The organism is Rugosimonospora acidiphila (genome assembly GCF_039543385.1).
GTDB classification, from domain to species: Bacteria; Actinomycetota; Actinomycetes; order Mycobacteriales; family Micromonosporaceae; genus Rugosimonospora; species Rugosimonospora acidiphila.
Map to the genome: position 1 here is coordinate 216,227 of NZ_BAABJQ010000004.1, position 26,898 is coordinate 243,124.

Annotated in this window: 24 protein-coding genes and 1 pseudogene; 5 read left to right on the forward strand and 20 right to left on the reverse strand. The window is 72.0% G+C overall.

The genetic code is table 11. The features are described from left to right. Positions 1 to 10 precede the first annotated feature (10 nt). Positions 11 to 1,264, reverse strand: coding sequence for a winged helix-turn-helix domain-containing protein (locus tag ABEA87_RS08650; protein WP_345627717.1), 1,254 nt, complete (start codon positions 1,262 to 1,264; stop codon positions 11 to 13). Positions 1,265 to 1,418: 154 nt separating this feature from the next. On the opposite strand from ABEA87_RS08650, the gene ABEA87_RS08655 reads away from it, so the two are divergent. After that, positions 1,419 to 1,949 (forward strand): GNAT family N-acetyltransferase, encoded by a 531-nt coding sequence (locus ABEA87_RS08655; protein WP_345627719.1) that lies wholly within the window; start codon positions 1,419 to 1,421, stop codon positions 1,947 to 1,949. A 138-nt stretch (positions 1,950 to 2,087) separates the two neighbouring features. On the opposite strand, the pseudogene ABEA87_RS08660 reads toward ABEA87_RS08655, so the two are convergent. After that, positions 2,088 to 3,293: pseudogene (locus tag ABEA87_RS08660) on the reverse strand (glycosyltransferase 87 family protein); the annotation flags it as partial. A gap of 155 nt (positions 3,294 to 3,448) precedes the next feature. Between ABEA87_RS08660 and ABEA87_RS08665 the strand changes: the two are divergent. After that, a complete protein-coding gene (locus tag ABEA87_RS08665) occupies positions 3,449 to 4,054 on the forward strand; it encodes a GNAT family N-acetyltransferase (RefSeq protein WP_345627721.1) in 606 nt (201 codons plus the stop codon). Here the strand turns inward: ABEA87_RS08665 and dapB are convergent. Then, the gene (gene dapB, locus ABEA87_RS08670) at positions 4,001 to 4,759 is read right to left on the reverse strand and encodes a 4-hydroxy-tetrahydrodipicolinate reductase (protein WP_345627722.1); all 759 of its coding nucleotides are present in this window, start codon (positions 4,757 to 4,759) and stop codon (positions 4,001 to 4,003) included. The genes ABEA87_RS08665 and dapB overlap by 54 nt on opposite strands. Then, positions 4,756 to 5,670, reverse strand: coding sequence for a helix-turn-helix transcriptional regulator (locus ABEA87_RS08675; protein ID WP_345627724.1), 915 nt, complete (start codon positions 5,668 to 5,670; stop codon positions 4,756 to 4,758). The genes dapB and ABEA87_RS08675 overlap by 4 nt, the downstream gene beginning before the upstream one ends. 102 nt (positions 5,671 to 5,772) lie before the next feature. Between ABEA87_RS08675 and ABEA87_RS08680 the strand changes: the two genes are divergently transcribed. Together ABEA87_RS08680 and ABEA87_RS08685 are read left to right on the forward strand one after the other, a co-directional pair. After that, positions 5,773 to 7,248, forward strand: coding sequence for an MFS transporter (locus ABEA87_RS08680; RefSeq protein ID WP_345627726.1), 1,476 nt, complete (start codon positions 5,773 to 5,775; stop codon positions 7,246 to 7,248). Between the two features lie 21 nt (positions 7,249 to 7,269). Next, positions 7,270 to 8,799, forward strand: coding sequence for a glycosyltransferase family 39 protein (locus ABEA87_RS08685; RefSeq protein ID WP_345627727.1), 1,530 nt, complete (start codon positions 7,270 to 7,272; stop codon positions 8,797 to 8,799). 1 nt (position 8,800) lies between these two features. On the opposite strand, the gene ABEA87_RS08690 is transcribed toward ABEA87_RS08685, so the two are convergent. The 6 genes from ABEA87_RS08690 to truB all read right to left on the reverse strand — a co-directional run bounded on the left by ABEA87_RS08690 (position 8,801) and on the right by truB (position 16,158). Beyond that, positions 8,801 to 10,138, reverse strand: a complete 1,338-nt coding sequence (locus tag ABEA87_RS08690) for a M16 family metallopeptidase (protein ID WP_345627728.1) — start codon at positions 10,136 to 10,138, stop codon at positions 8,801 to 8,803. 8 nt (positions 10,139 to 10,146) lie between these two features. Continuing rightward, a complete protein-coding gene (locus tag ABEA87_RS08695) occupies positions 10,147 to 12,558 on the reverse strand; it encodes a polyribonucleotide nucleotidyltransferase (protein WP_345627729.1) in 2,412 nt (803 codons plus the stop codon). 230 nt (positions 12,559 to 12,788) lie between these two features. Next, positions 12,789 to 13,058: a 30S ribosomal protein S15 gene (gene rpsO, locus ABEA87_RS08700; RefSeq protein WP_345628179.1), complete on the reverse strand. Its 270-nt coding sequence runs from the start codon at positions 13,056 to 13,058 to the stop codon at positions 12,789 to 12,791. A 161-nt stretch (positions 13,059 to 13,219) separates the two neighbouring features. Then, the gene (locus tag ABEA87_RS08705; protein ID WP_345627731.1) at positions 13,220 to 14,143 is read right to left on the reverse strand and encodes a bifunctional riboflavin kinase/FAD synthetase; all 924 of its coding nucleotides are present in this window, start codon (positions 14,141 to 14,143) and stop codon (positions 13,220 to 13,222) included. 52 nt (positions 14,144 to 14,195) lie between these two features. Beyond that, positions 14,196 to 15,071 carry an N-acetylmuramoyl-L-alanine amidase gene (locus ABEA87_RS08710; protein WP_345627733.1) on the reverse strand — a complete coding sequence of 292 codons (876 nt, stop codon included), beginning with the start codon at positions 15,069 to 15,071 and terminating at the stop codon, positions 14,196 to 14,198. A gap of 181 nt (positions 15,072 to 15,252) precedes the next feature. Continuing rightward, a complete protein-coding gene (truB, locus tag ABEA87_RS08715; RefSeq protein WP_345627735.1) occupies positions 15,253 to 16,158 on the reverse strand; it encodes a tRNA pseudouridine(55) synthase TruB in 906 nt (301 codons plus the stop codon). Between the two features lie 93 nt (positions 16,159 to 16,251). Between truB and ABEA87_RS08720 the strand changes: the two genes are divergently transcribed. Further along, positions 16,252 to 17,406 carry a hypothetical protein gene (locus tag ABEA87_RS08720; RefSeq protein ID WP_345627737.1) on the forward strand — a complete coding sequence of 385 codons (1,155 nt, stop codon included), beginning with the start codon at positions 16,252 to 16,254 and terminating at the stop codon, positions 17,404 to 17,406. A gap of 7 nt (positions 17,407 to 17,413) precedes the next feature. Here ABEA87_RS08720 and ABEA87_RS08725 read toward each other — a convergent pair whose 3' ends face one another. The 10 genes from ABEA87_RS08725 to infB form a co-directional block, all read right to left on the reverse strand. Beyond that, entirely contained in the window at positions 17,414 to 18,715 is a 1,302-nt protein-coding gene (locus ABEA87_RS08725) for an MATE family efflux transporter (protein WP_345628181.1), read from the reverse strand. A gap of 66 nt (positions 18,716 to 18,781) precedes the next feature. Then, complete coding sequence (locus ABEA87_RS08730; RefSeq protein ID WP_345627739.1) at positions 18,782 to 18,907, reverse strand: hypothetical protein; 126 nt, start codon at positions 18,905 to 18,907, stop codon at positions 18,782 to 18,784. A gap of 256 nt (positions 18,908 to 19,163) precedes the next feature. Then, positions 19,164 to 19,382 (reverse strand): DUF6186 family protein, encoded by a 219-nt coding sequence (locus ABEA87_RS08735; RefSeq protein WP_345627741.1) that lies wholly within the window; start codon positions 19,380 to 19,382, stop codon positions 19,164 to 19,166. Positions 19,383 to 19,398: 16 nt separating this feature from the next. Beyond that, complete coding sequence (locus tag ABEA87_RS08740) at positions 19,399 to 19,812, reverse strand: hypothetical protein (RefSeq protein ID WP_345627743.1); 414 nt, start codon at positions 19,810 to 19,812, stop codon at positions 19,399 to 19,401. Positions 19,813 to 19,956: 144 nt separating this feature from the next. Continuing rightward, entirely contained in the window at positions 19,957 to 20,973 is a 1,017-nt protein-coding gene (locus ABEA87_RS08745) for a DHH family phosphoesterase (RefSeq protein ID WP_345627745.1), read from the reverse strand. Beyond that, positions 20,970 to 21,497, reverse strand: coding sequence for a 30S ribosome-binding factor RbfA (rbfA, locus tag ABEA87_RS08750; protein ID WP_345627747.1), 528 nt, complete (start codon positions 21,495 to 21,497; stop codon positions 20,970 to 20,972). Before rbfA ends, ABEA87_RS08745 begins: the two co-directional genes overlap by 4 nt. 54 nt (positions 21,498 to 21,551) lie before the next feature. Continuing rightward, entirely contained in the window at positions 21,552 to 21,845 is a 294-nt protein-coding gene (locus ABEA87_RS08755) for a DUF503 domain-containing protein (protein WP_345627749.1), read from the reverse strand. A gap of 383 nt (positions 21,846 to 22,228) precedes the next feature. Beyond that, positions 22,229 to 22,660 carry a hypothetical protein gene (locus ABEA87_RS08760; RefSeq protein ID WP_345627751.1) on the reverse strand — a complete coding sequence of 144 codons (432 nt, stop codon included), beginning with the start codon at positions 22,658 to 22,660 and terminating at the stop codon, positions 22,229 to 22,231. A 104-nt stretch (positions 22,661 to 22,764) separates the two neighbouring features. Beyond that, positions 22,765 to 23,760, reverse strand: a complete 996-nt coding sequence (locus ABEA87_RS08765; RefSeq protein WP_345627753.1) for a TRM11 family SAM-dependent methyltransferase — start codon at positions 23,758 to 23,760, stop codon at positions 22,765 to 22,767. Positions 23,761 to 23,839: 79 nt separating this feature from the next. Beyond that, complete coding sequence (infB, locus tag ABEA87_RS08770) at positions 23,840 to 26,836, reverse strand: translation initiation factor IF-2 (RefSeq protein ID WP_345627755.1); 2,997 nt, start codon at positions 26,834 to 26,836, stop codon at positions 23,840 to 23,842. Positions 26,837 to 26,898 lie beyond the last annotated feature (62 nt).

Sequence of the window (26,898 nt, forward strand, 5' to 3'; positions counted from 1 at the left end):
CCGCCAAGCATCAAACTACACCGGCCCCGCCCTCCGGCTGCGCGTCGAGTTCGGCCCAGAGCGACCCGGCCAGGTCGCCGCGCTCCGGCGCGGCCACCTCGGCCAGGCCAAGCCAGCCGGCGAGCCGGTGCAGCTCGGCGGCGAGCGCCGCCGCGGTCTCCGGGGGCGCCTTCGGCTCGGCCCACGCGGCAGGCACCCGCAGCACCGAGGCCGCCCGGTCGGCCTTGAGGTCGACCCGCGCCACCAGCCGGTCGCCAAGCAGGAACGGCAGCACGTAGTAGCCATAGACCCGCTGGGCGGCCGGGGTGTAGATCTCGATGCGGTAGCTGAAGTCGAACAAGCGCTGGGCGCGGTCCCGCTTCCACACCACCGGATCGAACGGGCTGACCAGCGTGCTGGCCCGGACCCAGCGCGGCAGGCGGGCGTCGCGGTGCAGGTAGACCGGGGTTCGCCAGCCGGCCACCGAGACGACGATCAGCTCGCCCGCCTCCACCAGGTCGGCGATGGCCGTGCGGGTGGGCCGCACCGGCAACCGGAAGTAGTCGCGCAGATCCGGCTCGGCCGCCACCCCCAGCGAGAGGGCCGAGCGGCGCACCAGCTCGCGGTATGCCTCCGCCGGCTCGGGCGTGGGCGCTCTCAGGACCGAGGCCGGCAGGATCCGCTCCGGGATGTCGTAAACCCGGGCGAAGGCAGAGTTTCGGCGGTCGACCAGCACCTCGCCCCGCCAGAACAGCCACTCGAGCGCGATCTTGGTCTCGGACCAGTTCCACCCCCAGTTGCCGGTGCGCCGGGGCACGTCGGCCTCGATCTGAGCAGCGGTCAACGGGCCATTGTCGATCACCTCGTTGCGCACCCAGTCGACCAGGCCGCGCTGGCGCTGCGCCAGCCGCGACACCCCGCCCCAGGGGTGGTCGGTGGCCATCCGCCAGCGCAGGAAGGGGTGCAGGTCGATGGGGAGCAGCGAGGCCTCGTGCCCCCAGTATTCGAACAGCTCCCGGTCGCCCCGGTAGGCGGCCCGGTCGAGCAGTTGCGTCGGGTAGGGCCCGAGCCGGCTGTACAGCGGGAGGTAGTGCGCGCGCTGCAGGACATTGACCGAGTCCATCTGGAGCAGCCCCAACCGGCCCAGCACCCGGCGCAGGTGGCGACGGTCGACCGCACCGGCGGGCGCGGGGTCGAGGAACCCCTGCGCGGCCAGCGCGATCCGGCGAGCCTGCGCGGGAGACAGCGAGTCGAGTGCCCGTGGGCGCGGCATGAGATCGTTCATCGTGCCCGCAGATTAGCCGACGGGTACGACACTCCGGCCCTCCTCGGCGGTCCCGACCACCGGCCGTGAGCAGGGCACCGGCGGCGCGAAACGGGCCGGCCGCCCCGGCGCTTCGCCCCCGCGCCCGTGCCGCTGGCCAGCTATCCTCCCCGACATGCTGACGGTGCGGCCGGCGATGCCGCGAGACGCGCTCGACATAGCGCGGATCAATGTCACCTGCTGGCAGCGGGCCTACGTGGGCATGGTGCCGGACGATGTCCTGACGTCCATGGACGTGCACACCGCCGAGAGCAGGTACCGGCGGCGGCTGTCCGCGCCGGGCCCACACGAGACGCTGCTCGCCACCGACGGCGGGGTCACCGCCGGATACGTCTACTTCGGCCCGTACCGGGAGGGCAGGAGGCTGGACTCGACCGTCGGCGAGATCATCGGCATCTACGTCGACCCGGCGGCCTGGCGCACCGGGGCCGGCCGCACGCTGATGACCGCCGCCCTCAAGCGGCTGTCCGAGCGGGGCTGGGACGAGGTGCGGCTATGGGTGCTGGAAGCGAACGACTCCGCCCGCGGGTTCTACGCGCGGCTCGGCTTCCGGCCCGACGGCGCCACCGCCGGCTACCCGGTCCGGCGCGTCGACGGCAGCGCGGTCGAACTGGCCGAGGTCCGCTACACCAACGGCGCGGGCTGACCGCGACCCGCCCGATGCCAGCCGGTCCGGAGCCAGGTCTTCCTGGGCCAGATCATCCGAGGCGAGAGCGTCCGAGGTGAGGTGCCCCGGGGCCAGCGCGTCCGAGGACGGGCGGCTCGAGGCCGGCTCGCTCGGCGCCGGCCCGGCGTCGCCTGATGCCGCCGGGCGGCCGGCGGCCGACAACGGCAGGCAGACCAGCAGCACGACGCTGGCGATCACGTAGCTGTCACTCAGGATCGCGCCCCAGCCGGTGAAGTGGTTGTCGAAGCGCCAGACCAGCTTGCTGGACAGCAGCACGTACAGCCCGAGATCGAGGAGCAGCAGGCGGGTCCGGCGGCGGCCGGTGGCCGTCAGCCCCCGCGCGGTCAGCAGCAGCATGGCCGGCAGCAGCCAGACCAGGTGGTGCACCCAGGTCACCGGGCTGACCAGGCAGCCCAGCACCCCGGTCAACGCCAGGCCGGCCAACTCGTCGCCGAGTCGCAGCGAACGCCGCAGCTGCCACACCCACACGACCAGGACAGCGATGATCATCAAGCCCCAGACGACGTTGCTGGGCTGATCCGGATTGATCCGGGCAGCGACGCCCTCCAGCGACTGGTTGGAGATGTATGACAGCGAACCGACCCGGTCGGTGTCGAAGACCGCGCTGCTCCAGAAGATCAGGGAGGCGTGCGGGGCCACGATGGCGGCGACGAGCGTGGCCGCCCCGGTGGTGGCGATCGAGACCACCGCCGCCCGCCACTTGCGGGCGAGCAACAGGTACAGGATGAACACGCCGGGGGTGAGCTTGATCGCGGTGGCCAGGCCGATGCCCACCCCGCCCCAGCGGCGGGCCGGGCTGTTCGGCGCGGCCGACGGCCGGTCATACACCAGCAGGATGAGGTCGGCCACCACGAGGAACACCAGCAGCATGTTGACCTGGCCGAAGTTCACCGTCTCGCGCAACGGCTCGAACACGGCGGCCAGGATCGCCGCCACGGCGAGGGTGAACCAGGGCGTCCAGTTGAACCGGGCGATCACCGGCCGGAGGAACCAGTAGATGATCAGCAGGGTGACCAGCACGGTGGCGGCCACGCTGACGATGATCGTGACGGTCCAGGGCAGGATCGCCATGGGCAGCATGGTCAGGGCGGCGAACGGCGGGTACGTGTAGCCGTACTTGCTCAGCGGCTTCAGGTAGTCGTAGATCTCGCCATGGCCGTGGGCCCAATAGTTGGTCGCGCCGTAATAGACCTTGAGGTCGAAGAAGCCGTGCCGGGTGGCGAAGGCCGCGAGAAAGGCGAATGCCGCCGCCGCCAGGACGACGAGGATGGTGACCTGCCGGGCAACGGTACGACCCACTATTCTCCTCCAGCTCCGCCCGCCGCCTCACCACGGCGTGCTCCTACCGCCTGGCCGCCCGACCCCGACCCGCGGAAACTTCGGCCGCCGACAGACCGCTGGTCCGGCACACGGCAGCCCGGGCGATCTCCGCCCGCACGCCCCCGTAGGCTAAGCCCATGGCGCTCGGGTACGTCCGGCCGGCCCGTCCCGACGACGCTGGCGAGATCGCACGAATCCAGTTGTCGACCTGGCGCACCGCGTACCGTCGGCTGCTGCCCAAGCATGTCCTCGACCAGCTCGACGAGGACTGGATGGCGCAGCAGTGGCGGGAGGCAGTGACCAACCCGCCGTCGGACCGGCACCACGTGCTGGTGGCCGTGGAGCAAGCCGATCAATCCTACCTGGTGGGGTTCCTCGCGGCCGGGCCGCCGGACGAACTGGCGCTCGCCCCCGAGGAGCCGGCGGAGGCGCTCGGGGACACCGCGGTCGCGATCACCGACCTGCTGGTGGAGCCGCGGTGGGGCCGACGCGGGCACGGCAGCAGGCTGCTCGCCGCCGGCGTGGACCTGTGGCGCGACGCCGGCTTCACCACCGCCGTGGCCTGGGCGTACGAGCAGGACAAGGCGATGAGCGGCTTCCTGAGCAGCGCCGGATGGCAACCGGACGGAGCCGCCCGGTCACTGGACGTAGACGACCTGCTCGTTCCGCAACTGCGGCTGCACGTGTCCCTAATCGAGGAGAGCGCCGAGGCCGACGGTGAGCCCGGGGCGGCTCACGACTGACCGAATGGCCAGCAGCACGCCGGGCATGAACGACGCCCGGTCGTACGAGTCGTGCCGGATGGTCAGCGTCTCGCCGACGGTGCCGAACAGCACCTCCTGATGCGCCACCAGCCCGGTCGCCCGTACCGAGTGCACGTGCACCCCGTTGACCAGCGCCCCTCGCGCCCCGTCGAGCTGGTCCTTGGTCGCGTCGGGCATCTCGCCCAGCCCCGCCTCGACCCGGGCCGTCGCGATCACCGATGCGGTGTTCAGCGCGGTTCCGCTCGGCGCGTCCACCTTCTTGGGGTGGTGCTGCTCGATGATCTCGACGGACTCGAAGAACCGGGCGGCCCGCGCCGCGAACTCCATCATCAGCACCGCACCGACCCCGAAGTTGGGGGCGACGATCACACCCACCTGCGGCTTGTGCGACAGCCAGGAACGCACCCGCTCCAGCCGGTGCTCGGTGAACCCGCTGGTGCCGACCACCACGTTGATCCCCTGCTCGATGCACCAGTGCAGGTTGTCCATCACCGCGTCCGGCGTGGTGAAGTCCACAACGACCTCGGCCGCGGCGTCCGAGGCGCTGAACAGCCCGTCGCCCTGGTCGATCATCGCCACCAGTTCCAGGTCGTCGGCCGCGTCGACGGCGCGGCACGCCTCGGTGCCCATCCGGCCCCGGGCGCCGAGGATTCCTACCCGAATCGGTTCGCGTTCGTCATTCACGCGCTCAACTTATCGGAAACCGGGGCAACGGATACCGGGGCGGGGTGCCGGTGGGCCGGGCAGCCGGCCTCGGTGGGCGGGTAGGCGGTCACCCGTTCGAGCAGGCTCCTGGCATCGTCGTCGATCGGGGTGTAGACCACCATCCGGGCCTCCGGGGTGGCGGAGACGGCGAAGCTGGTCGAAACGGTGGCTATTGGCCGCCCCATCACGTTCTGGAAGACCTTCGTCTGGGTCCCCGGGCCGGCCACGTCGTGGTTCGCCCACATCCGCGCGAACTCCGGGCTGGCCGCCGCCAGCCGCCGGATGAACCCGGTCCAGGACGGCTCGCCGAGGTGGCGGGCGAACGCCGCCCGGAAGGTGGCCACCAACCGGGGCTTCTCCACCTCCGTCTGTGCCATCGAGGAGCAGCAGTCGGGCACGGTGAACATCTGCCACAGCACGTTACGTTCGCAGGCTGCGACGCCCACCATGTCCGGCACCAACGCCGCGTAGCTGCGGTTCCAGGCGAGCACGTCGTAGCGGCCGCTGTAGACCGCGGCGGGCAGCGGGCACAGGTTGTCCAGCACCGTCTGTACTTCCGGGTGCAGGCCCTCGCCCTGCTGCTCCTCGGCGACCGTGGGCACCTCGGCCAGCCGGTACAGGTGCTGCCGCTCGGCCTGGTCGAGCCGCAGGGTGCGGGCGACGGCGTCGAGGATCTGGACGCTCGCGTTGATCGGTCGACCCTGCTCCAGCCAGGTGTACCAGGTCACACCGACGCCAGAGAGCTGAGCGACCTCCTCCCGGCGCAGTCCGGGGGTGCGGCGGCGCAGGCCGCCCGGGATGCCGACGTCGGCGGGTGAGATCCGGGCCCGGCGGCTGCGCAGGAACTGCGCCAGATCGACGCGGCGCCCCCCGGCCTGGGTCATGGTCATCCCTCCATTGTTCGGCGGCCCGGTACCAGTTGCCGGGTGCCGCTGGTACCAGGATCACGGGGCTCTCCCCATGATTACGCGGAGTTGTTAATCCTTGATGTCATGAGCCAAACGATCGCGACATCACCCGGCGGGACGCACACCCGCCGACGATCCTCCGGAGAGTCGACCGGGCGTCGCTCCGGCATACTCCTAACGATCCTGCTCGTCGGTCAGTTCATGGCCATCCTGGACGTGCAGGTGACCAATGTCGCAGCCCCGACCATCCGCACCGACCTGCACGCCAGCAGCGGCGGACTGCAGTTGATCATCACTGGCTACACGATCGCGTACGCCATGCTCCTGATCACCGGCGCCCGGCTCGGCGACCGGCTCGGTCACCGGCGGCTGTTCCTCGGCGGCCTCGCGCTGTTCACCGCCGCCTCGCTGGCGTGCGGGTTGGCCGGCTCGTCCGGGATGCTGATCGGCTTCCGGCTGGTTCAGGGCGCCGGCGCGGCGCTGATGATTCCGCAGGTGTTCAGCCTGATCCAGCGCCAGTTCCACGGCCGCGAGCGGATGCGGGCGCTGAGCCTGTACGGCGCGGTGATCGCCGGCGGTGCGATCGCCGGCCAGGTGGTCGGCGGCGTGCTGGTCAGCGCCGACCTCTGGGGCACCGGCTGGCGGCCGGTATTCCTGATCAACGTCCCGATCGGTGTGGTGCTGCTGATCGCCGGACTGCGGGCCCTGCCCACCGATCACGGCGAGCCAGGACGCGGCCTCGACCTGCCGGGCCTGGTCGTCCTGTCACTGGCGGTGCTCGGGTTCGTGGTGCCGCTGGTCTTCGGGCACGAGGAGGGCTGGCCGCTGTGGGGCTGGCTGTGCCTGGCCGGCGCCGCGGTGCTGATGGCCGTCTTCGTGGCGGTCGAACGCCGGGCCCGCTCCCCGCTGATCCCGGGCCGGGTGCTGCGCTCCCCCGGCATGATCACCGCCGTAATAACGATCTTCGCGCTGATGACCTCGTACGGTGGCTTCCTGTTCACGCTGGCCCTGCACCTGCAGTCCGGGCTCGGCTTCAGCCCGCTGCGCGCCGGCCTCACCTTCGTGCCCAGCGCGGTCTGCTTCGCCATCTCGAGCCTGAACTGGCGCCGGATGCCGCCGCACACGTACCACCGCATGATCCCGACCGGGCTGTTCGTCGGCACCCTGAGCCTGGTGCTGCTGCTGTTGTCGGTGCGGTCGGGCGACGCGCCCGGAACCCTGTTCTACATCTCCCAGGTGATCTTCGGGCTGGGCTTCGGGGCGGCGTTCTCACCCCTGCTGACGGTGGCGCTCAGCCACGTGGCGCCCAGCGACGCGGCGGACGCCAGCGGCCTGCTCACCACGGTGACCCAGCTCGGCAACGTGGTGGGGGTGGCCACCTTCGGCACCCTGTACCTGAGCCAGGTGGCCACCTCGCCCTCGGGCCACGCGGAGTCGTTGACCAGCGGCGTCGAGGCGCTGCTGACCCTGGTGGCCGGGGGCCTCGCGCTGCTGCTGCCTCGCCTGGCGGGCCCGAAGACCACGGGCGAGTCGGCCAGTCTGGACACACCCAGTCACTGATTTGGCGTAAAATGTAACTCTGTGTCGACTAGCCGGACCGTCGAGGAGACCCCACCGGGGCCGCCGGAAGACGAGCCCGCACGGTCACCGTCCCCGCCCCGGCCCACCCTGCCCGCGTGGTTGCCCTTCCTCGCCGGCTCGCTGGCGATGCTGGCCGTGGGCGGGTACCGGCTCACGGCGGTGTCGCTGGACTGGGACGAAGGCGCCACCGTCTCGGCGTCCGGCCGGCCGGTACCCGAGATCCTCGGGCTGGCCGGCCACGTCGATGGGGTGATCGCCCCGTACTACCTGTTCCTGCACTTCTGGACCAGGGTGTTCGGCTCCTCCGACCTCGCCCTGCGGGCCCCGTCCCTGATCGCCATGGCGCTGGGCGTGGGCCTGGTCGCGGAGCTGGGCCGACGCCTGATCGGCCCGGCCACCGGCCTGGTCGCCGGGCTGATCTGCGCCGCGATTCCGGCGCTGTCCTACTACAGCGCGCAGGCCCGGCCGTACGCCCTGGCCTTCGCGCTGGCCACGCTCGCCACGCTGAGCCTGTACCGGGCCGTCGAGCGGCCGTCGTGGCGCCGCTGGTGCTGGTACGCGGGGTTCCTGCTGGCCGCCGGGGTGGTGCACATCCTGGCCGCCACGGTGCTGGTCGCGCATTTGATCATCGTTGCCGGGCGCTGGTACGCCGGGCGGGACCGGGCACTGCTGCGGGCGCTGCCCGCCTCGGCGGTGACGGCCGTCGCGCTGGCCCCGCTGGCCGTGCTGGGCGCCCGGGAACAGCAGGTCCAGCTCGCCTGGGTCACCTCACCCACCTGGCGTGACGTGGCGGCGGCACCGGAGCAGGTGGTGCAGAGTGCCCAGGTGGCCTTCCTGCTGGTCGGCCTGGCGCTGGTGGCCACCGTGGTACTGCGTCGCCGTACCGCGGCGGAGCTTGTCGTCCTCGCCGTGGTACCGGTGGGGCTGATGCTGCTCGTGTCGCTGGCCGTACCGGTCTGGGTGCCGAGGTACGGCACCTTCGCGCTCGGGCCGCTGGCGATCCTGGCCGCCGGTACGGTGACCGCCCCGGCCCGCCCGTCCGCGGGCACGCTCCCCCGGGTGGCGCTGCGCGCGACGGTGGTGCTGGCCCTGATCGCGGTGGAGGCGCTGCCGGCACAGATCCTCGCCCGCCAGTCGCACTCGTCGCCGGACTCGCGCGGGCTGGCGGGCGTGATCGAGGCCAACGTGGCACCCGGCGACGGGTTGGTCTTCGGCGACTTCGCGTGGTCGCTACGCCCGACCGTCGAGCACTACCTGGCCCGGCATTCCTGGACGGCACCGGACGCGGCCCCCCGCGACCTGCTGCTGACTCGCGACGCCGGCCGGCTCGGCTCGCTCGACGCCCAGGAATGCGCCGACGTCGCCGCGTGCCTGGGTACCACCCCGCGGATCTGGCTGGTGACCCCGGTGAGCCCGGCCCACCCGATCGACGCCGCCACCTCCAAGATGCACGCGCTGCGCGCGCGGTACGCGGTGACCGCGACCTGGGCCAAGGATCAGGGGATGGTCAGCCTGCTGGTGAGACGGTGACTCAGACGGAGAAGTGGTCTTCGTCGAACGGGCCGACCACGGCCAGCGACATCGGCTTGGACAGCACCTGCGCGGCGACCTGCCGGACCTGCTCGACGGTCACGGCGTCGACCCTGGCCAGCAGCTCGTCGACGGACAGCAGTTCCGGGTAGAGCAGCTCGCCCTTGCCCAGCCGGCTCATCCGCGACCCGGTGTCCTCCAGACCGAGCACCAGCGAGCCCTTGACCATGCCCCGACCCCGGGCCACCTCGTCCTCGCTCAACCCGTCGGCGGCCACCCGGGCCAGCTCCGCACGGGTCAGCGCGAGCACCTCGTCCACCTTGCCGGGGGCGCAGCCGGCGTAGACCGCGAACATGCCGGCGTCGGCGTACTGGGTGGTGTACGAGTACACCGAGTACGCCAGGCCACGCTTCTCCCGGATCTCCTGGAACAGCCGGCTGGACATCCCGCCGCCGAGCACGTTGTTCAGCACGCTCAGCGCGAAGCGCCGATCATCGGTGCGGGCGATGGCCGGGCAGCCGAGGACCAGGTGCGCCTGCTCGGTCTCCTTGTCCCTGGCCGTCACCGTGGCCGGCCTGGCGGGCACCCGCCCGCTCGGCGAGCGGTACGGGGCCGGGTTGGCGTCCTCGCCCCTACCCAGCATGGTGTCGCGCACCAGCTTCACCACGACGCCGTGGTCGAGGTTGCCGGCGGCGGCCACCACAATGTTCGCCGGCACGTACCGGCGCCGGTAGAAGTCCAGGATCTGACGGCGGGTCATCGCGCTGACCGTCTCGGCGGTGCCGGAGATCAGCCGACCCAGCGCGTGGTTGCCGTAGATCGCCGAGGTGAGCAGGTCGTGCACCTCGTCGTCGGGCTCGTCGTCGTGCATGGCGATCTCCTCCAGGATCACGCCACGCTCGGTCTCCACGTCCGGTTCGGCCAGCACCGACGAGGCCACCAGGTCACACATCACGTCGATGGCCAGCGGCAGGTCGGCGTCGAGCACCCGTGCGTAGTAGCACGTGTACTCCTTGGTGGTGAACGCGTTGGTCTCCCCGCCGACGGCCTCGATCTGCGCCGCGATGTCCAGGGCGCTGCGCCGGGCGGTGCCCTTGAACAGCAGGTGCTCCAGGAAGTGCGAGACGCCGGACAGCTTGGGCGCCTCGTCCCGCGAGCCGACCGCCACCCAGATCCCGAACGACACGCTGCGCATCGTCGGGATCGCCTCGGTCAGCACGCGGAGCCCGCTGGGCAGCACGGTACGGCGTACCGTACCGCCCAGCGGGTCGGCGTCGAGCGTGGTGGTGACGGCCCTGGTGGCCCGCGCCCTACCCGGCGCCTTGTCGCGTTCTGGCACGGTCGCGGTCAGCGCTGACGCCGACGGCGACGGCGGGCCTCGTCGTCCCCGCCGGCCTCACCGGAGTCGTCGCCGGAGCCCTCGCCGGCCGGACGGTCGGTGGCCGGGCCACGGTCGACGCCCCGGCCCGGGCCACGGTCCCGGTCGCCCCGGTCCGAACCGCGGTCACGCGGGCCGCGGTCGCCCCGGTCCCGGCTGGCCGGACGGTCGGCGGTCGCCTCTGCCTCCGGCGCCTCCTCGCCCTCCGGGCGCACCTTGTCCAGGTAGATCTTGCCGCGCTGGTCGATGTCGGCGATCTGCACCTCGACCTTGTCGCCGACGTTGAGGAAGTCCTCGACCCGGTCGACCCGCTTGCCGTTGCCCACCTTCGAGATGTGCAGCAGGCCGTCGCGGCCGGGCAGCAGCGAGATGAAGGCGCCGAACGCGGCGGTCTTCACCACGGTGCCGAGGAACTTGTCGCCGATCTTCGGCAGGGTCGGGTTGGCGATCGCGTTGATCCGCTCCACCGCGGCGTCGGCCGAGGGGCCGTCCGTCGCGCCGACGTAGATCGTGCCGTCGTCCTCGATGGTGATGTCGGCGCCGGTCTCGTCCTGGATGGCGTTGATCATCTGGCCCTTCGGGCCGATCACCGCGCCGATCTTGTCGACCGGGATCTTGATGGTGGTGACCCGCGGCGCGAACTGCGACATGCCGGCCGGCGAGGTGATCGCGTCGGCCATCACCTCGAGGATGGTCTGCCGGGCGTCGTGCGCCTGCTGCAGGGCACCGGCCAGCACGTCGGACGGGATGCCGTCGAGCTTGGTGTCCAGCTGCAGGGCGGTGACGAACTGTTCGGTGCCGGCGACCTTGAAGTCCATGTCGCCGTACGCGTCCTCGGCGCCGAGGATGTCGGTCAGCGTGACGAACTCGGTCTTGCCGTCGACCTCGTCGGAGATCAGACCCATGGCGATGCCGGCCACCGGGGCCTTGAGCGGCACGCCGGCCGACAGCAGCGACATGGTGCTGGCGCAGACCGACCCCATCGAGGTCGAGCCGTTGGAGCCGAGCGCCTCCGAGACCTGCCGGATCGCGTACGGGAACTCCTCGCGCGAGGGCAGCACCGGGATCAGGGCCCGCTCGGCCAGCGCGCCGTGGCCGATCTCGCGACGCTTCGGCGCACCCACCCGGCCGGTCTCACCGGTCGAGTACGGCGGGAAGTTGTAGTTGTGCATGTAGCGCTTGGTCTTCTGCGGCGACAGGGTGTCCAGCGCCTGCTCCATGCGCAGCATGTTCAGCGTGGTGACGCCCATGATCTGGGTCTCGCCGCGCTCGAACAGCGCCGACCCGTGTACCCGCGGCAGCACCTGCACCTCGGCGGTCAGCGGCCGGATGTCGCGCAGCCCCCGGCCGTCGATGCGGATCTGGTCGCGCAGGACCCGGGTCCGCACCTCCTTCTTGGTCACCGACCGGAAGGCGGCGCTGATCTCCTTCTCGCGCCCCTCGAACTGGCCGTCGAGCCGCTCGTGGGCCGAGTCCTTGATCCGGTCCAGGGCCTCCTCGCGCTCCGCCTTGCCGGCGATGCGCAGCGCCTCGGCCACCTGGTCGCCCACGGCGGACTGCACCGCGGCGAGCGCGTCGTCCTGGTAGTCCAGGAACACCGGGAACTCCACAGTCGGCTTGGCGGCCACCGCGGCCAGCGCCTCCTGGGCCCGGCACAGCTCACGGATGGTCGGCTTGGCCGCCTCCAGGCCCCCGGCCACGACCTCCTCGGTCGGGGCGGTGGCACCGCCCGCGATCAGGTTCACCGTGTGCTCGGTCGCCTCGGCCTCGACCATCATGATCGCGACCTCGCCGTCGGGCAGCACCCGGCCGGCCACCACCATGTCGAAGGTGGCGCGCTCCAGCTCCTCGTGGGTCGGGAAGGACACCCAGACCCCCTCGATGTGCGCCACCCGGGTCGCCCCGATCGGGCCGGAGAACGGCAGGCCCGACAGCTTGGTGGACATCGACGCCGCGTTGATCGCCACCACGTCGTACGGGTGCCGGGGGTCCAGCGCCAGCACGGTCTCGACGACCTGGACCTCATTGCGCAGGCCCTTGACGAAGCTCGGCCGCAGCGGCCGGTCGATCAGACGGCAGGTGAGGATCGCGTCCTCGGTGGGGCGGCCCTCACGGCGGAAGAACGAGCCGGGGATCCGGCCCGCCGCGTACATCCGCTCCTCCACGTCGACGGTCAGCGGGAAGAAGTCGAACTGATCCTTGGGCGACTTGCCGGCCGTGGTCGTGGACAGCACGACGGTGTCGCCGAGCTGCGCGATCACGGAACCGGCGGCCTGGCGGGCCAGGCGGCCGGTGGAGAAGGTCACCTCGCGGGTCCCGAACGACCCGTTGTCGATGACCGCCTTGCTGTGTTCGGTGCCTAGTGTGTCTTGTTCGGACATGTGTACGACGTACTCCTTCGGTCGTGGCTACGACCTCGAGGAGCTTCCAGGCGTCCGGTCTTCGATCGAAGTCCACGGGACCATCTCGTCCCGAGGACCACTACCGAGGACCGGTGCACGTGGCGGCCGACCGCGCGACGCGGCGTCCCGCCGACTGGCTCCCCTCGTCGAGGCCGATGCCCTGGACTTTTGATGCGGGGGAAGCGACATGGCCGCTTCCCCCGACTGGCCTATCGGCGCAGGCCGAGCCGCTCGATGAGCGACCGGTAGCGCTGGATGTCGGTCTTCTGCAGGTAGTTGAGCAACCGCCGGCGGCGGCCGACCAGCAGCAGCAGGCCACGCCGGCTGTGGTGGTCGTGCTTGTGCGTGCGCAGGTGCTCGGTCAGGTCGGAGATCCGCCTGCTCAGCACCGCGACCTGCACCTCCGGCGAGCCGGTGTCGCCCTCGGTGGTCGCGTAATCCTGCATGATCTTGGTCTTGAGTTCAGCGGCGAGCGCCATGGTCTCCCTATCGGTGGGTGTGCCCATCAGCCCCGCACCCACGGCGTCGAGCAGGCACGCGGAGCCACGCCGGTAACCCGGCGTCTGGTCAACATTATCAGTAGGGGTTCGGGCGTCCCAGCAGGTGCCCGGCAAGTCGGCGGCGCCGGGGCGGGCGGGGGTCAGGACAGGATCGCCCGGGTGTCCGCGACGTCCTGTTCGATCTGGGCGATCAGCGGGGGGAGGCTGTCGTAGGTGCGCATCTCCCGCAGGTGGGCGACGAAGTCCAGGGCCAGCCGCTCGCCGTACAGATCGCCGGAGAAGTCCAGCGCGTACGCCTCGATCCGGCGCTCCCGCCCGGAGAAGGTCGGGTTGGTCCCGATCGACACCGCCGCCATGTACCGCTGGTCGCGGCGCACCAGCCAGGCCGCGTACACCCCGTCGGCCGGGACGGCGGTGCGGTTGGCGCACAGCAGGTTGGCGGTCGGGAAGCCGATCTCGCGACCGCGCTGGTCGCCGCGCACCACAATGCCCTCGATCCGGTGTGGCCGGCCCAGCGCGGCGGCGGCCGCCCGGACGTCCCCGGCGTCCACGCAGGCCCGGATGTAGGTCGAGGAGAAGATCAGTCCGTCGGAGACGACCAGCGGCGCGTCCTCCACCGCGTAGCCGAAGCTGCGGCCCAGCCGGCGCAGCTGCTCGACGTCGCCCGCCGCCCGGTGGCCGAAGCGGAAGTTCTCCCCCACCACCACGAGGGCGGCGTGCAGGTGCTCGACCAGCACCTCGTGCACGAACTCCTCGGGAGAGCGCCGGGAGAAGTCGGGGGTGAACGGGATGACGCACAGCACGTCGGCCCCGAGCGCCTCGATCAACTCGGCCTTGCGGCCCGGCGGGGTCAGCACGGCCGGGTGCGAACCGGGGCGCACGACCTCGGCGGGGTGCGGATCGAAGGTCACCACCACGGACTGGATGCCCAGGTCACGTGCTCGTTTGACGGTGTAGCCGATGATCTCCTGGTGTCCCCGGTGTACGCCGTCGAAGACACCGATCGTCACGACCGACCGACCCCACCCACCGGGCGCCGCCTCGAACCCCCGCCATCGCTGCACGGCACCAGGATATCCGGCCGGGACCGGGCCGATCGCCTGACCGCGACCGCCGTCAGCCCGCGGGGGTCAGGTACGCCGCCAGGCCGGCCGCGAAGCCCTCGGCCATCCGCTGCCGGTCGGTCGCGTTGGTCATCATGGCCGCGTCGCCGGCGTTGCGCATGTTGCCGCACTCGACCATCACCTTCGGTACCACCGAGAGGTTCAGCCCACCCATGTCGCCGCGGGTGTTGATGCCGTCCTTGCCGATGTAGTTCGCCGGCGGGATGCCGGTGCGCGCCCGGTAGTTGTCCCGGATCAGCGTGGCCAGCCGGTGCGACTGCGTGATGATCGCATTGGACGGGGCACCGACCCGGGCGGGTTCGAGCACGTGGAAACCGTGGTCCCTGGTCGGCGCCCCGTCGCCGTGGATCGAGATGGCCACGTCCGCGTGGTTGTCGTTGCCGATGGCGGCCCGCTGGTCGACGCACGGCCCGACCCCGTTGTCGTCGTCCCGAGTCATGATCACCTTCGCGCCGGCCGCGCGCAGCAGGGCGGCCAGCCGGGTGGACACGTCGAAGGTGAACGCCGCCTCCTGGTACCCGCCGTTGGTCTCGGTACCGGTGGTGTCGCACGCCTTGTCACCGGTGCCCATCGGTACCGGGCTGGCCATCAGCCTGGGCTGTTTGACGTTGCCGCCGTTGTGCCCCGGGTCGATGACGATCACCTTGCCGGCGACCGGCCCGAGCGACAGCTGGCCGGACACGCCCACGGTCCGGCCGGCCAGGGTGGACGCCGCCGCGGAGGGGGTCGCCGAGCGGGCCGACGGGGGCGCGCTCCAGGTGGCACCCGCCCGCGCCGAGGCGACACCGCACCCGACGGGCAGCGTCAGCAGCACCGCGAACGCCAGGCAGGAGCCCGACAGCCTCGTCAGCCGGTGGCGCACACCCATGCCGCTCATCTCCTCGCCGGATGCCTGCCTGCGGGCGGACCCTGCCGGGCGACCGTGCGGGCGGACCCTGCCGGCGGACCCTGCCGGCGGACCCAGCCGGGCGGCCGCCGCCGGGCAACGGCTCATCGTACGGGCGTCGCCGGCCGCCCCGGTACCCCGACGAACCGGCGACGGTCACGAGTCATCCGCCGGCCGGCGCCAGCACGACCTCCGGCCGGGCCCGGCCGTCCCGCTCGGCGACGATGGCCAGCACCTCGCCGCCCGGCGCGAAGACCGCGTACGGACCCGCCAGGCCGACCGGCCCGAGCGGGCCGCCGTGCCCGAGGACCCGGGCCTCGGAGTCGGTCGCCTCGCGCCGGGGAAAGAACCGCGCCGCCGCCTCGGGCAGGGGCAGCGTGATCGGGTCCTCGCGCTCGGCGAGTTCGTCGAGGGTGACCGCCTCGGCAAGGGTGAACCCGGTCGCGTCCGGGGTGCTGGCGGCCACCGAGGTGCGGCGCAGCGCGGTCAGGTGGCCGCCGACGCCCAGCCCGGCACCGAGGTCGCGGGCCAGCGCCCGGACGTAGGTGCCCGACGAGCAGGCCACCTCGACGTCGAGGTCGATCAGTCCGGGCAGCCGCCGCACCGCCAGCAGCTCCAGCCGCGACACGGTGATCTCCCGGGCCGCCAACTCGACGTCCTGCCCGGCGCGGACCCTGGCGTACGACCGTTGTCCGTTCACCTTGATGGCGCTCACCGCGCTGGGTACCTGGGAGATCCGCCCGGTCAGGGTCGCCAGGCCGGCGCGGATCGACTCGTCACCGACCTCGTCGGCCGGAGCGGACGAAACGACCTCGCCCTCGGCGTCGTCGGTCACGGTCGACTGCCCCAGGCGGATCGTTCCCCGGTACACCTTGTCCGACCCGATCACGTAGGTGAGCAGCCTGGTCGCGCGCCCGACGCCGATGATGAGCACGCCGGTGGCCATCGGGTCCAGGGTGCCGCCGTGCCCGACGCGCCGGGTCTTGGCCAGCCTGCGCACCCGGGCCACCACGTCGTGGGAGGTCATCCCTCCGGGTTTGTCCACCACTATCAGACCAGTCGGCTCCACCGGCACACCCTTTCATGCCCGAACGGGTGCGCCGCATTCGACGTGACCTGAGACAATCGCGGCCGTTGACCCACGCGATCAGGATGGCCTCTCGTGTTCCCGGATCCGACCGCACCGTCGCCGCGGCCCGACGCCGCCCCAGCCGAGCCGACCCAGCACGCGCCGGCGGGGCCGGACGCGACACCGGCCGGTCAGCACCAGACCGCGCCGCACCAGACCGCGCCGCCGGGATATGTGCCGCAGCCCGCCGAGCCGGCCTGGGATCCGCCGGCGCCGGCCTGGCCCGCCGGCCCGCCGCAGCCGGCCCCGCCGGTCTGGGATCCATCGGCGCCGGCCTGGCCGGCCGGCCCGCCCGAGCGGGAGGCGCCGCAACGGGTCGCGTCCGGCCCGTCCACCGGGCTGGCCCGGGTCGGAAAGATAATCCTGGTCAGGATCGCGGTCGCCGCCCTGGCCATCGCCGCCGTCGTGGCCTTCGCCGTGGTACGCGGAGACAGGGGTACGGGAGTGCAGGCCTTCCCGACCACCGGCCCGACCACCGGCGCCCGGGTCACAAACACCCCACGGGTCAACCCGGACGCGCCGTTCGACGGCACGCCCGCCGCCTCCTACCCCGACGGGGCCGCCGGGCTGGTGATGCCCGAGGCCACCGCCGTCACCGGCTTCAGCCGGCAGCAGGTCGCGGACGCCCTGGCCCAGGTGCGTCAGGCGCTCATCGCCGCCCGGCTCGACGACCGGATGCTGACCCAGCACGATGCCGACGGGTTCATCTCGCTGTTCGCCAGCGCCGAGCGCGACGACCTGCGTGGCCAGTTCGACGACCACAAGTTCACCACGTACGCCAGCCAGATCGGGTCCGGGCACCGGCTGCTGCCGACCCCGCCCAGGGTCAAGGGTCAGACCACCTTCAAGGCCACCACCAACAGCAATGAGGTGGACGAGATCCAGATCACCACCAACTACGTGTGGGTGTACGCGTTCGACGCGCCGGCCAGCCAGCCGGGCGACAACCTGGTGATCGTGCATGACAACGTGACCTGGGAGGTGCCCAGCAGCGCGGAGGTCAGCAGTGCCGACCGGGGCCTGTGGCTGGACCAGTCGGAGTCATATGTGTCCAATGTGGACTGTAACCAGTTCGACCAGGGTCTGATCGCACCCGGCGTACCGCAGCCGGACACCGGCGGCGGCTCCGAGGACCCGAACTCGATGTTCGACCCCAACCGCAGCTTGGACATCGCCAACACCTGCTGAGCAGGGATCAGCGCACCGTGCCGGTCACCAGCCAGCGGTCGGTGCGCAGCCGGTAGAGCAGCAGCACCAACCGGATCACGATGAACAGGGTCAGGCCGGCCCACACCCCGCCCAGTCCCAGGCGCAGCCCGTACGCCAGCCAGATCATCGGCAGGAATCCGCCCAGCGCCGCGACGATGGTCAGGTTGCGCATGTACCCGACATCGCCGGCGCCGATGAGCACCCCGTCCAGCGCGAACACGACGCCGGCCAGGGGCTGCATGCCGACGAACCACGGCCAGGCGAGCATGGCCTGGTGGTACACCTCGGGGTCGGAGCTGAACAGCCGCGGCAGCACCGGCGCCCCGGCCAGGATGACGGCACCGAAGGCCACGCCGCAGACCAGGCCGATCACCGCGATCCGCCGCCCCAGCCAGCGCGCCTCGGCGACGCGGCCCCCGCCCAGCGCGGCGCCGACCAGCGACTGCGCCGCGATCGCCACGGCGTCCAACGCCAGCGAACAGAAGTTCCACAGTTGCAGGGCGACCTGGTGGGCGCCCACCGCCGCCGCGCCGAACCGGGCGGCCACCGCGGTCGCGGACAGGAAGCACGCCTGGAACGCCAGCCCGCGCACGGCCAGGTCCCGGCCGAACCGGAGCTGAGCGCGGATCATCGCGGGCTGGGGCCGCAGTGGCGCCCGCTCGGCCACCAGTGCGCGCACGAACAGCGTGCCGGACACGGTCTGCGCGGCCGCGTTGGCCACGGCCGACCCGGCCAGCCCGAGCCCGAGCCAGTAGACGAGGACCGGGGACAGCGCGACGGACAGCAGGTTGGCGCCGAGCACGTACCGCAGCGGTCGCCGGGTGTCCTGCACCCCGCGCAGCCAGCCGTTGCCGGCCGTCGCGACCAGCAGGCCGGGTACGCCCAGTGCCGCGATGCGCAGCCAGGTCGCGGCGGAGTCGGCCACCCCGGCGCCGCCGGCGAGGGTACGGGTCACCGGCCCGGCCAACGGCTGGGCGGCGAGCAGGATGACCAGCCCGAGGCCTAAGGCCAGCCAGGATGCCTGGACGCCCTCGGCGACCGCGGACGCACGGGATCCGGCCCCGAACTGTCGCGCGGAGCGGCCGGTGGTGCCGTAGGCGATGACGGTGCCGAACCAGGAGGCGAAGGTGAGCACCACCCCGCCGACCGCGAGGGCCGCCAGCGGTACCCGACCGAGATGCCCGACGACGGCGGTGTCGACCAGCAGATACAGCGGCTCGGCCGCGAGGACGACGAGCGCCGGGAGCGCGAGTTCAGCTATCCGGCGCGATGTCGAGGGGGCCGCCATCGCGGTCACGCAACAATGATCGCATGACCGGGGTAAGGAGCGAAATGCCTAGCTGACCGGTACGGCTTACTGGCGGGTGTCCATGGAGGTCTGCAGTGCGCGGCGGGCCTGCTCGCGCTCGTCGTCGGACGGCTGCGGCTCGGTCCGCGGCGCAGGCGCGGGCGCGGGCCGCGTCACGGTGGACGTGGGCATGATGGCGTTCCTTCCGGGGGGATCGACAACTACGCGAATCTCGCGCCGACCGAAACGGCGCTGTCGTCGCGATCGCCCGCCACCCGGTCCGGGGTTTCCGGAAGGGGGCCGCCGGCGCTGGCACGGGCCGGTAGACCCTGCTTATCTGAAAACCAAGCTATCGTTCAGGTCCCACGCAGTGCACATTGATCCCGGATTCTGGAACGGTCGTTAAGGTGACCTACAGCACCCGTAACCAAACCGTTCGTGTTCGGGCTCACCTCGCGAACAGGTGCCAGCCCAGCCAGCACCAGACCGCGTAGACCCCGATCCGCCCGACCGGCACGATCCCGGCCCGGTACCGCATCACGTACCCGCACAGCTGGCCGACCGTGGGCAGCCGCGAACCCTCCCGACGGGCCAGCAGTTCCAGCGCGGCCAGCGCGAGCCAGCCCGCGACAAAGGCGCCGATCGCCACGGTTCTGGTCAGGCTCATGCCAACCACCCGCCGCTCATCGCCGCACCATCGCCCAGAAGGCCGCCAGCCAGCCGAAGTACGCGGCGGAGCGGGCCCCGTAGTGATCGAGTACCGGATCCATCAGTTTCGACATGGTTGGATGGGGATAGGTCGATCCAAGGAGGAGATCGACGACCTCGAAGGCCGCCAGCAGCAGCGCCGGGACCAGCCACCACAACGCGGCCCGGGACGGCCGGGCGGGGTCGGCGCGCCGGTGCACCCGGCCAGACAGCCCGAGCCAGGCTATCCCCGCGCCGAGCACCAGCACGTAGAGGTTGGCCTGCCGCGAGAACGACGGGAACGCGCCGCCGACCAGTGCCAGCACCGCCAGGACCAGCAGCCCGAGCAGGGTACGCGGCCGAACCCGCGCGTGTGACGCGGGTGTCGCGAGGCCCCGGGGGTGGTCCATCATTCGATTGTTCGCGCCCCGGCGCGGGGTGACCAGTGGCCCGCACCGCAGGTCGGTGGCGCTGGCGCGCGGGGCGACCCGACCTCCGGCCGCCGGCCCTCGACGGCGGGGCGCGCAGCGTGCCGGCCGCCGCCGGTGGCGCCGTCAGAGCGCGGCGCGCACCAGGTCGACCACCTCGGCCAGGGTCCCGAGCCCGGTGAACCCGGCGGCCAGCCGGTGCCCGCCGCCGCCCAGCCCGACCGCCACCCGCGCCACGTCCACCGCGCCCTTGCTGCGCAGTGACACCGACCACTCCTGCGCGCTGACCTGCTTGAGGACGCAGGTGACGTCCGCCTCCTCGGCAACCCGGACAGCGTCGATCAGGCCCTCCAGCACGTGCCGGCGCTGGTCGTGCCGGACCAGATCCTCCAGCGTCGCGTACGACCAGACCAGCCCGGCGCCGCCGGCCGCCGCCGGCTCCAGGCTCGCCCGGGCCAGCACGTCGCCGTACAGCTTCATGGCGCCGAACGGCCGGCTGTCGAACAGCCGGCGGGAGATCTCCGCCGGCCGGATCCCGGTGGCCAGCAGCCGGGCGGCCAGTTCGTGCACGGCCGAGGTGGTCAGGTCGAACTTGAACGAACCGGTGTCGGTGGCCAGCGCCACGTACAGGCACTCCGCCATGGCCTTGTCGAGCGTCACGCCCAGCCGGCTCAGCAGGGACTCCGCCACGACCGAGGTGGCCGCGGCCGTGGGCTCCACGAGCGGGATGTCGCCGAACCTCGCGTTGGACGCGTGGTGGTCGAGCACGATGCTGGTGTTCGCGGTGTCGAGCCGGTCGGCCAACTCGCCGAGCCGGCCGATGCTGGCCGCGTCGAAGCAGATCAGCAGGTCCGGTGCCGCCGGGGCCTCGGCCGGGTCGATGAGCAGTTCCAGGCCGGGCAGCTCGGTGAAGGGCGGGACCAGCTCGTACGGCGCCGGGAAGGTGGCCAGCGGCTCGCGGCCGAGCTGGCGCAGCCCCAGCCCGAAGCCGAGCATGCTGCCCAGCGCGTCACCGTCCGGGTTGACGTGGCAGACCAGCAGGATGGTGCCTTCGGCCGGCAGCCGACGGATGGCCTCGACCGCGCCCGCCCACTCGTCCTCGGTGCTGGCGCGCAGGGGCGCCGCCGGGGCCGCCGCGGTCACCGGGATTCCCCGCCAGGCGCGGCGGAGTTCGGCAGCTCGTCCGAATCCGGCAACTCCGTCGAATCGGGCGAACCGTCGAGCTCCTCGAGCTCGCCCGCGTCCTCCGGCTCCTCCAACCGGTACGGCTGGGAGTCGCCCGCGTACTCGGCGCCGGCCGCCAGCCGCTCCACCTCGGCATCGGACTCCCGGGCGACCGCGAGCAGCTCGTCGATGTGCTTGACGTGGTCCTGCACGTTGTCCAGGACGAAGGTGAGCGTCGGCGAGTGGCGCAGCCCCAACGCCTTGCCCACCGTGCTGCGCAGCAGGCCCTTGGCGCTCTCCAGCGCCGCCGCCGTGGCCGCCTGCTCGTCCGCGTCGCCGAGGACCGTGTAGAACACCGTGGCGTCACGCAGGTCCGCGGTGATCCGGGCGTCGGTGATCGTGATCATGCCCAGGCGAGGATCTTTGATCTGGGTACGCACGACGGAGGCCACGAGCTCCCGGACGCGCTCCGCATGTCGACGTACCCGTGCCGGATCCGTCATCTCACACCTCCGCTGGACTAGCTGCTGAACACTCAGACATTACCTAAGTCGAACTCACTCGTCGTCACCGTGCAGGCGGCGCCTCACCGAGAGCAGATCAAGCTCGGGGCGGCCGGCCACCAGCCGCTCACAGGCATCGAGGACCTCCCGGACGTGGCCGGTGTCGGCGGCGACCACGGCCACCCCGATCTCGGCCCGTCCATGCCGATCCAATGCCCCGACCTCGGCGGCGGACACCTCGAACTTGCGGAGCGCGGCGATGATCGGCCTGACGTACGAACGCTTGGTCTTCAACGACTGCGAGTCGCCGGGCAGCAGAAGATCAAAAAGAGCCGTTCCCGTATACACGCTGAGTGAGGCTAGCGGTTCGTCGGCCGGCGCGCTGCCTCGTATCGGCGGCGGCCTCCCATCGCGCGGCCCAGCGGCAGTCCTACGCGCTGTCGAGCCCGGACTCCGGGCCGGGCCGCCCGGGCGCGCCGCACCACTCGCGACCGACCCGAGCGCGAGGCGCCGCGGCCGGGTGACCCGAGGCATCCGGGAGTTGGAACGTTCAATCCGGCATGCGTGCCGTTCTCGCCCGAGCCAAGCCGAGGCGCGCCGCACCAAGCCGCGGCGCCGGCGCCCCAGCGCCACGCCGTGCCACGTCCGGCATCCCTCGGCGGGCGGCCGGGGCCGGCCGGGCCGGGCCGGCCCGCCCAGCCGACGGGCTGCTCAAGCGGGGCGCCGGCCGGTCAGCCGACGGGCTGGTCGAGCGGGCGCGGGTCGGTCGGCCCGATCAGATCCTCGGGCGGGCGGGCGACGATCAGCGGCTCCGGCTCGCTGGGCACCTCGGCGCCCCCCGAGCCGACCCGCGGCTTCGGCCGGCGACGGTCGCCGGAGCCCGAGCTGCCGCCCCGGCCCTGGTAGATCATCAGACCGTTGATCGGATCCGGCACCGCGTCCAGCGCCGCCGTCACCGCCGGCAGCCTCCGGAAGTCGAGCCAGGCCTCGCTGTCCGGAAACGCGATCTCAAAGACGGTTCCCCAGGAGTGGCGCTCCCAGTTCCAGTCGAGGGCACCGTGCGTGACCGCCGCCTCGATGAGGGAGTTGCCGTGTGCCTCGCGCCACCGCTCCGCCGAGAACACACCGTCCAGGACCTCGATCGACCACCAATGCTCCGACATGGGCATTCTCCCGGTCTGGAGTTTCACGGGGCGTCGCCCCGCTCCCCGAGCGGCCGATCAACGATGACTGCTGTCAATGGCCGCGCGCCTCGACCGTAGCGCGGTCACTTCCGAGCGACCAGTACGTCCCTGATGATCGCCTGATCGACCCGGTGCTCTAGATCGTCGTACCCGGGCCCGTCCAGCACCGTCAGTCCGTTGTCGGCCAGGATGCCCGCCACGTCGGGTCGGGGCGCCAGATAGGTGTTCCAGGCCAGGCCGATGGTGCCACCGGGGCGCAGCAGCTGGGTCCAGACCGGTACAGCGGAGCGCAGCAGGTCGGACACGCCACGGCTGCGCCCGCCCGCCGCGGGAACGTGGGCGACCCCGTACGGCGCGTCCGCGACCAGCACGTCGGCGGAGCCGGCCCGGAGGAAGTCGCGGGCCTTCGTGGTGTCCGCGTTGAACACGGTCAGCCGCTGGTCGCCGCCGATGGTGACCTCGAACCGTCGGGCTACCAGCTTGCGGTCCCGGCGCACCGGGTTGGTCTCGGCATGGTGCTTGATCCGCTTGCGCTTCAGCCAGGTGCGCAGGAACGCCGAGTACGCGTCGACGTCCTTGCCGTCCACCTCGATGCCGATGCCGTGGTACCCGTACATGAGCGCCTGGTTGAGCGTGGTACCCCGGCCGCACAGCGGATCCAGCACGGTCAGCTGCCGGGTCAGCATGGCCGGGCCGGCGTCGCTGCCCAGCACGGCGGCGTTGAGCAGCAGCTTGGTGAACTGCTCGTTGGTCTTGCCGGCGTACTTCGGAATGGTGATCAGGTCGTCGTCGTACCGCTCCATCGGGCGCAGCTCGATCGGGCGCAGCAGGCCGTCGCCCTCCATCGCGAACAGGGCGTAGATGGACGACAGGTTGGCCAGCAGCGCCACGTCGTCCCCGGTCAACTCGGCGTCGAACCCGACGTAGCGCACCCCACCCAGCCGCAGCTCACCCACCCCGTCCGGCGGCGTGGACAGCCGGGGCGCGAAGATCGCGAGCTCGGCCTGGGTGAGCCGGACCGAGGCGTCGGCGTACACCCGGTTCGACGAGGGCGCGATGAGCAGGGCGTACCGGGTCACAACAGCTCTCCAAGGGTTGAACGGTTCAGACGAACAAGCCCGGACCCCGTCGGGGGTCCGGGCTTGTCTCAGGCCGGCGTCACGCGCGCGGCTTTTCCCGCATCTCGTACGTCTCGATGAGGTCGCCCACCTTGACGTCGTTGTAGTTGCCCAGGGTCAGACCGCACTCGAAGCCCTCGCGGACCTCGGTCGCGTCGTCCTTGAACCGCTTGAGCGACGAGATGGTGAGGTTTTCCGCCACCACCTGGCCGTCGCGCAGCAGCCGGGCCTTGGCGTTGCGCCGCAGGATCCCGGACCGGACGATGCAGCCGGAGATGTTGCCGACCTTGGACGAGCGGAAGATCTCGCGGATCTCCGCCGAACCCAGCTCGGCCTCCTCGTACTCCGGCTTGAGCATGCCCTTGAGCGCCGACTCCACCTCTTCGATGGCCTGGTAGATCACGGTGTAGTACCGGATCTCCACGCCCTCGCGCTCGGCGTAGTCGCGGACCTTGCCCTCGGCCCGCACGTTGAACCCGATGATGATCGCGTCCGACGCGCTGGCCAGGTTGACGTCGTCCTGGGTGACCGAACCGACACCCCGGTGGATGATCCGCAGCTGCACCTCGTCCGAGATCTCGATCTTGACGAGTGCGTCCTCCAGAGCCTCCACCGAACCGGAGACGTCGCCCTTGAGGATCAGGTTGAGCGAGGTCTTCTCGCCCTCCTTGATCCGGTCGAGCAGGTTCTCCAGGGTGACCCGACCGCCGCGGTTGGCGATCTGGGCGGCACGGTCGCGGGCCTGCCGCTGCTCGGCGATCTGCCGGGCGGTACGGTCCTCGGCCACGGCCAGGAACGTGTCGCCGGCACCCGGTACGGCGGTCAGACCGAGCACCATGACCGGTCGGGCCGGCCCGGCCTCGGGGACCTGCTTGCCGTTCTCGTCGAGCATGGCCCGGACGCGACCATGCGCGTCACCGGCCACGATCGCGTCACCGACCCGCAGCGTGCCCTTCTGGACCAGCACCGTGGCGACCGGACCGCGACCGCGGTCCAGGTGCGCCTCGATCGCGATGCCCTGCGCCTGCCCGTCGATCGGGGCGCGCAGATCGAGCGCCGCGTCGGCGGTGAGCAGCACGGCCTCCAGCAGGCCATCGATGTTCGTCCGGCTCTTCGCCGAAATGTTCACGAACATCGTCTCGCCGCCGTATTCCTCGGCGACCAGGCCGTACTCGGTCAGCTGCTGGCGTACCTTGTCGGGGTTCGCCTCCGGCTTGTCGATCTTGTTGACCGCCACCACGATCGGCACCTCGGCCGCCTTGGCGTGGTTCAGCGCCTCGATCGTCTGCGGCATGACGCCGTCGTCCGCCGCGACCACCAGCACCACGATGTCGGTGGCCTGGGCACCACGGGCACGCATGGCGGTGAACGCCTCGTGACCCGGGGTGTCGATGAAGGTGATCGCCCGGTCGTTGTCGTCGTGCTCGACGTGGACCTGGTAGGCACCGATGTGCTGGGTGATGCCGCCGGCCTCGCCCTCGACCACGTTGCTCTCGCGGATCGCGTCGAGCAGCTTGGTCTTACCGTGGTCGACGTGACCCATCACGGTCACCACCGGCGGCCGGGTGACCAGCCGCTCCTCGGCGATGTCGGCGTCGAGGTCGATGTCGAACCGGGCCAGAAGCTCCCGGTCCTCCTCTTCCTTGGTCACGATCTGCACGTCGAAGCCCAGGTGCTCGCCGAGCAGCAGCAGCGTCTCGTCGGTGCACGACTGGGTAGCCGTGACCATCTCGCCCAGGTTGAACATCTCCTGGACCAGCGAGCCGGGGTTGGCGTTGATCCGCTCGGCGAAGTCGGACAGCGACGCGCCACGCGGGAGCCGGACGACCTGTCCCTGCCCACGCGGGGCACCCGAACTCATCGTCGGGGCGGACAGATTGTCGAACTCTTGCCTGCGCTGCTTCTTCGACTTGCGGCCACGCGCCGGCTTGCCACCGGGACGCCCGAAGGCACCCGCGGCACCACCGCCACGGCCGCGACCACCGGCGCCCGGGCGACCCGCGCCGCCCGTGGTGCCCGTACCGGTACCGGTACCACCGCCGCCGCCGGGACCGCCGCGGTAGCCACCGCCACCGCCGCCGCCACCACCGGGACCGCCGCGGTAGCCACCGCCACCGCCGCCGCCACCGCCGGGACCGCCGCGGTAGCCACCGCCACCGCCACCGCCACCACCGCCGCCACCACCGGGACCGCCGCGGTAGCCACCGCCACCGCCGCCGGGACGCCCGGCACCGCCGGGACCGCCGCCCGGACGACCCGGACGCTCACGGTCGGCGGGCCGACCGGGGCGCTGGCTGGGCATCTGTGACGGACTCGGCCGGGGCCCGCCCATCGAGGCGGGGTTGGGCCGGGGCGGCATCGACGCGGGGTTGGGCCGCGGCACGCCAGCCGGCGTGGGCCGCGGTCCGCCGCTGATGCCGAACGGGTTGTTGCCGCCGGTCCGCGGCGGACGGTTGCCACCGGGACGGGGACCACCGCCCTGGCCACCGGCGCCGGGCCCACCCGACGGGCTGGGCGCGGGGCCGGGACGCGGAGGAACCGCGCCCGGGCCTGGCTTCGGCGCGGTCGCCGCGCCGCCGTGCTCGCCGGCTGGCCGTTGCCGGGCGGCCTGCTGGGCCTTGACCGCGGCAGCCTGCTCAGCCTTGAGCGCCGCGGCGCGGGCCTCCGCCGCCGCGACCTCGATGTCGTGGGCGCTCGCCGGCTTGACCGGCGGCGTGGGAACGGGGGCTGTCTTCTTGGCCGGCGGCGCCACCTTGCGTGGCGGAGCCGGCTTCGCCGAGATCCGAGGCTCGGAGACACCCGCCGGTGTCGGGGACGGCGCTGGCGCCGGTGCCGCCGTCACGGGCGGTGCCGAGTTGGCCGCCGGAAGCACGCCGGATGCCTCCAAAGATGCGCGCAACCGGCGCGCGACGGGAGCCTCCACTGTGCTCGACGCCGACTTAACGTACTCACCCATCTCCTGAAGCTTGGCCAGTACGGTCTTGCTTTCGACCCCGAGCTCCTTTGCCAGCTCGTGTACGCGGGCCTTACCTGCCACTGCACTCCTCACTCCGAGGCCGCGCGGGCAGGACCCGCAGCGACCTCACTCCCGCACTTGAA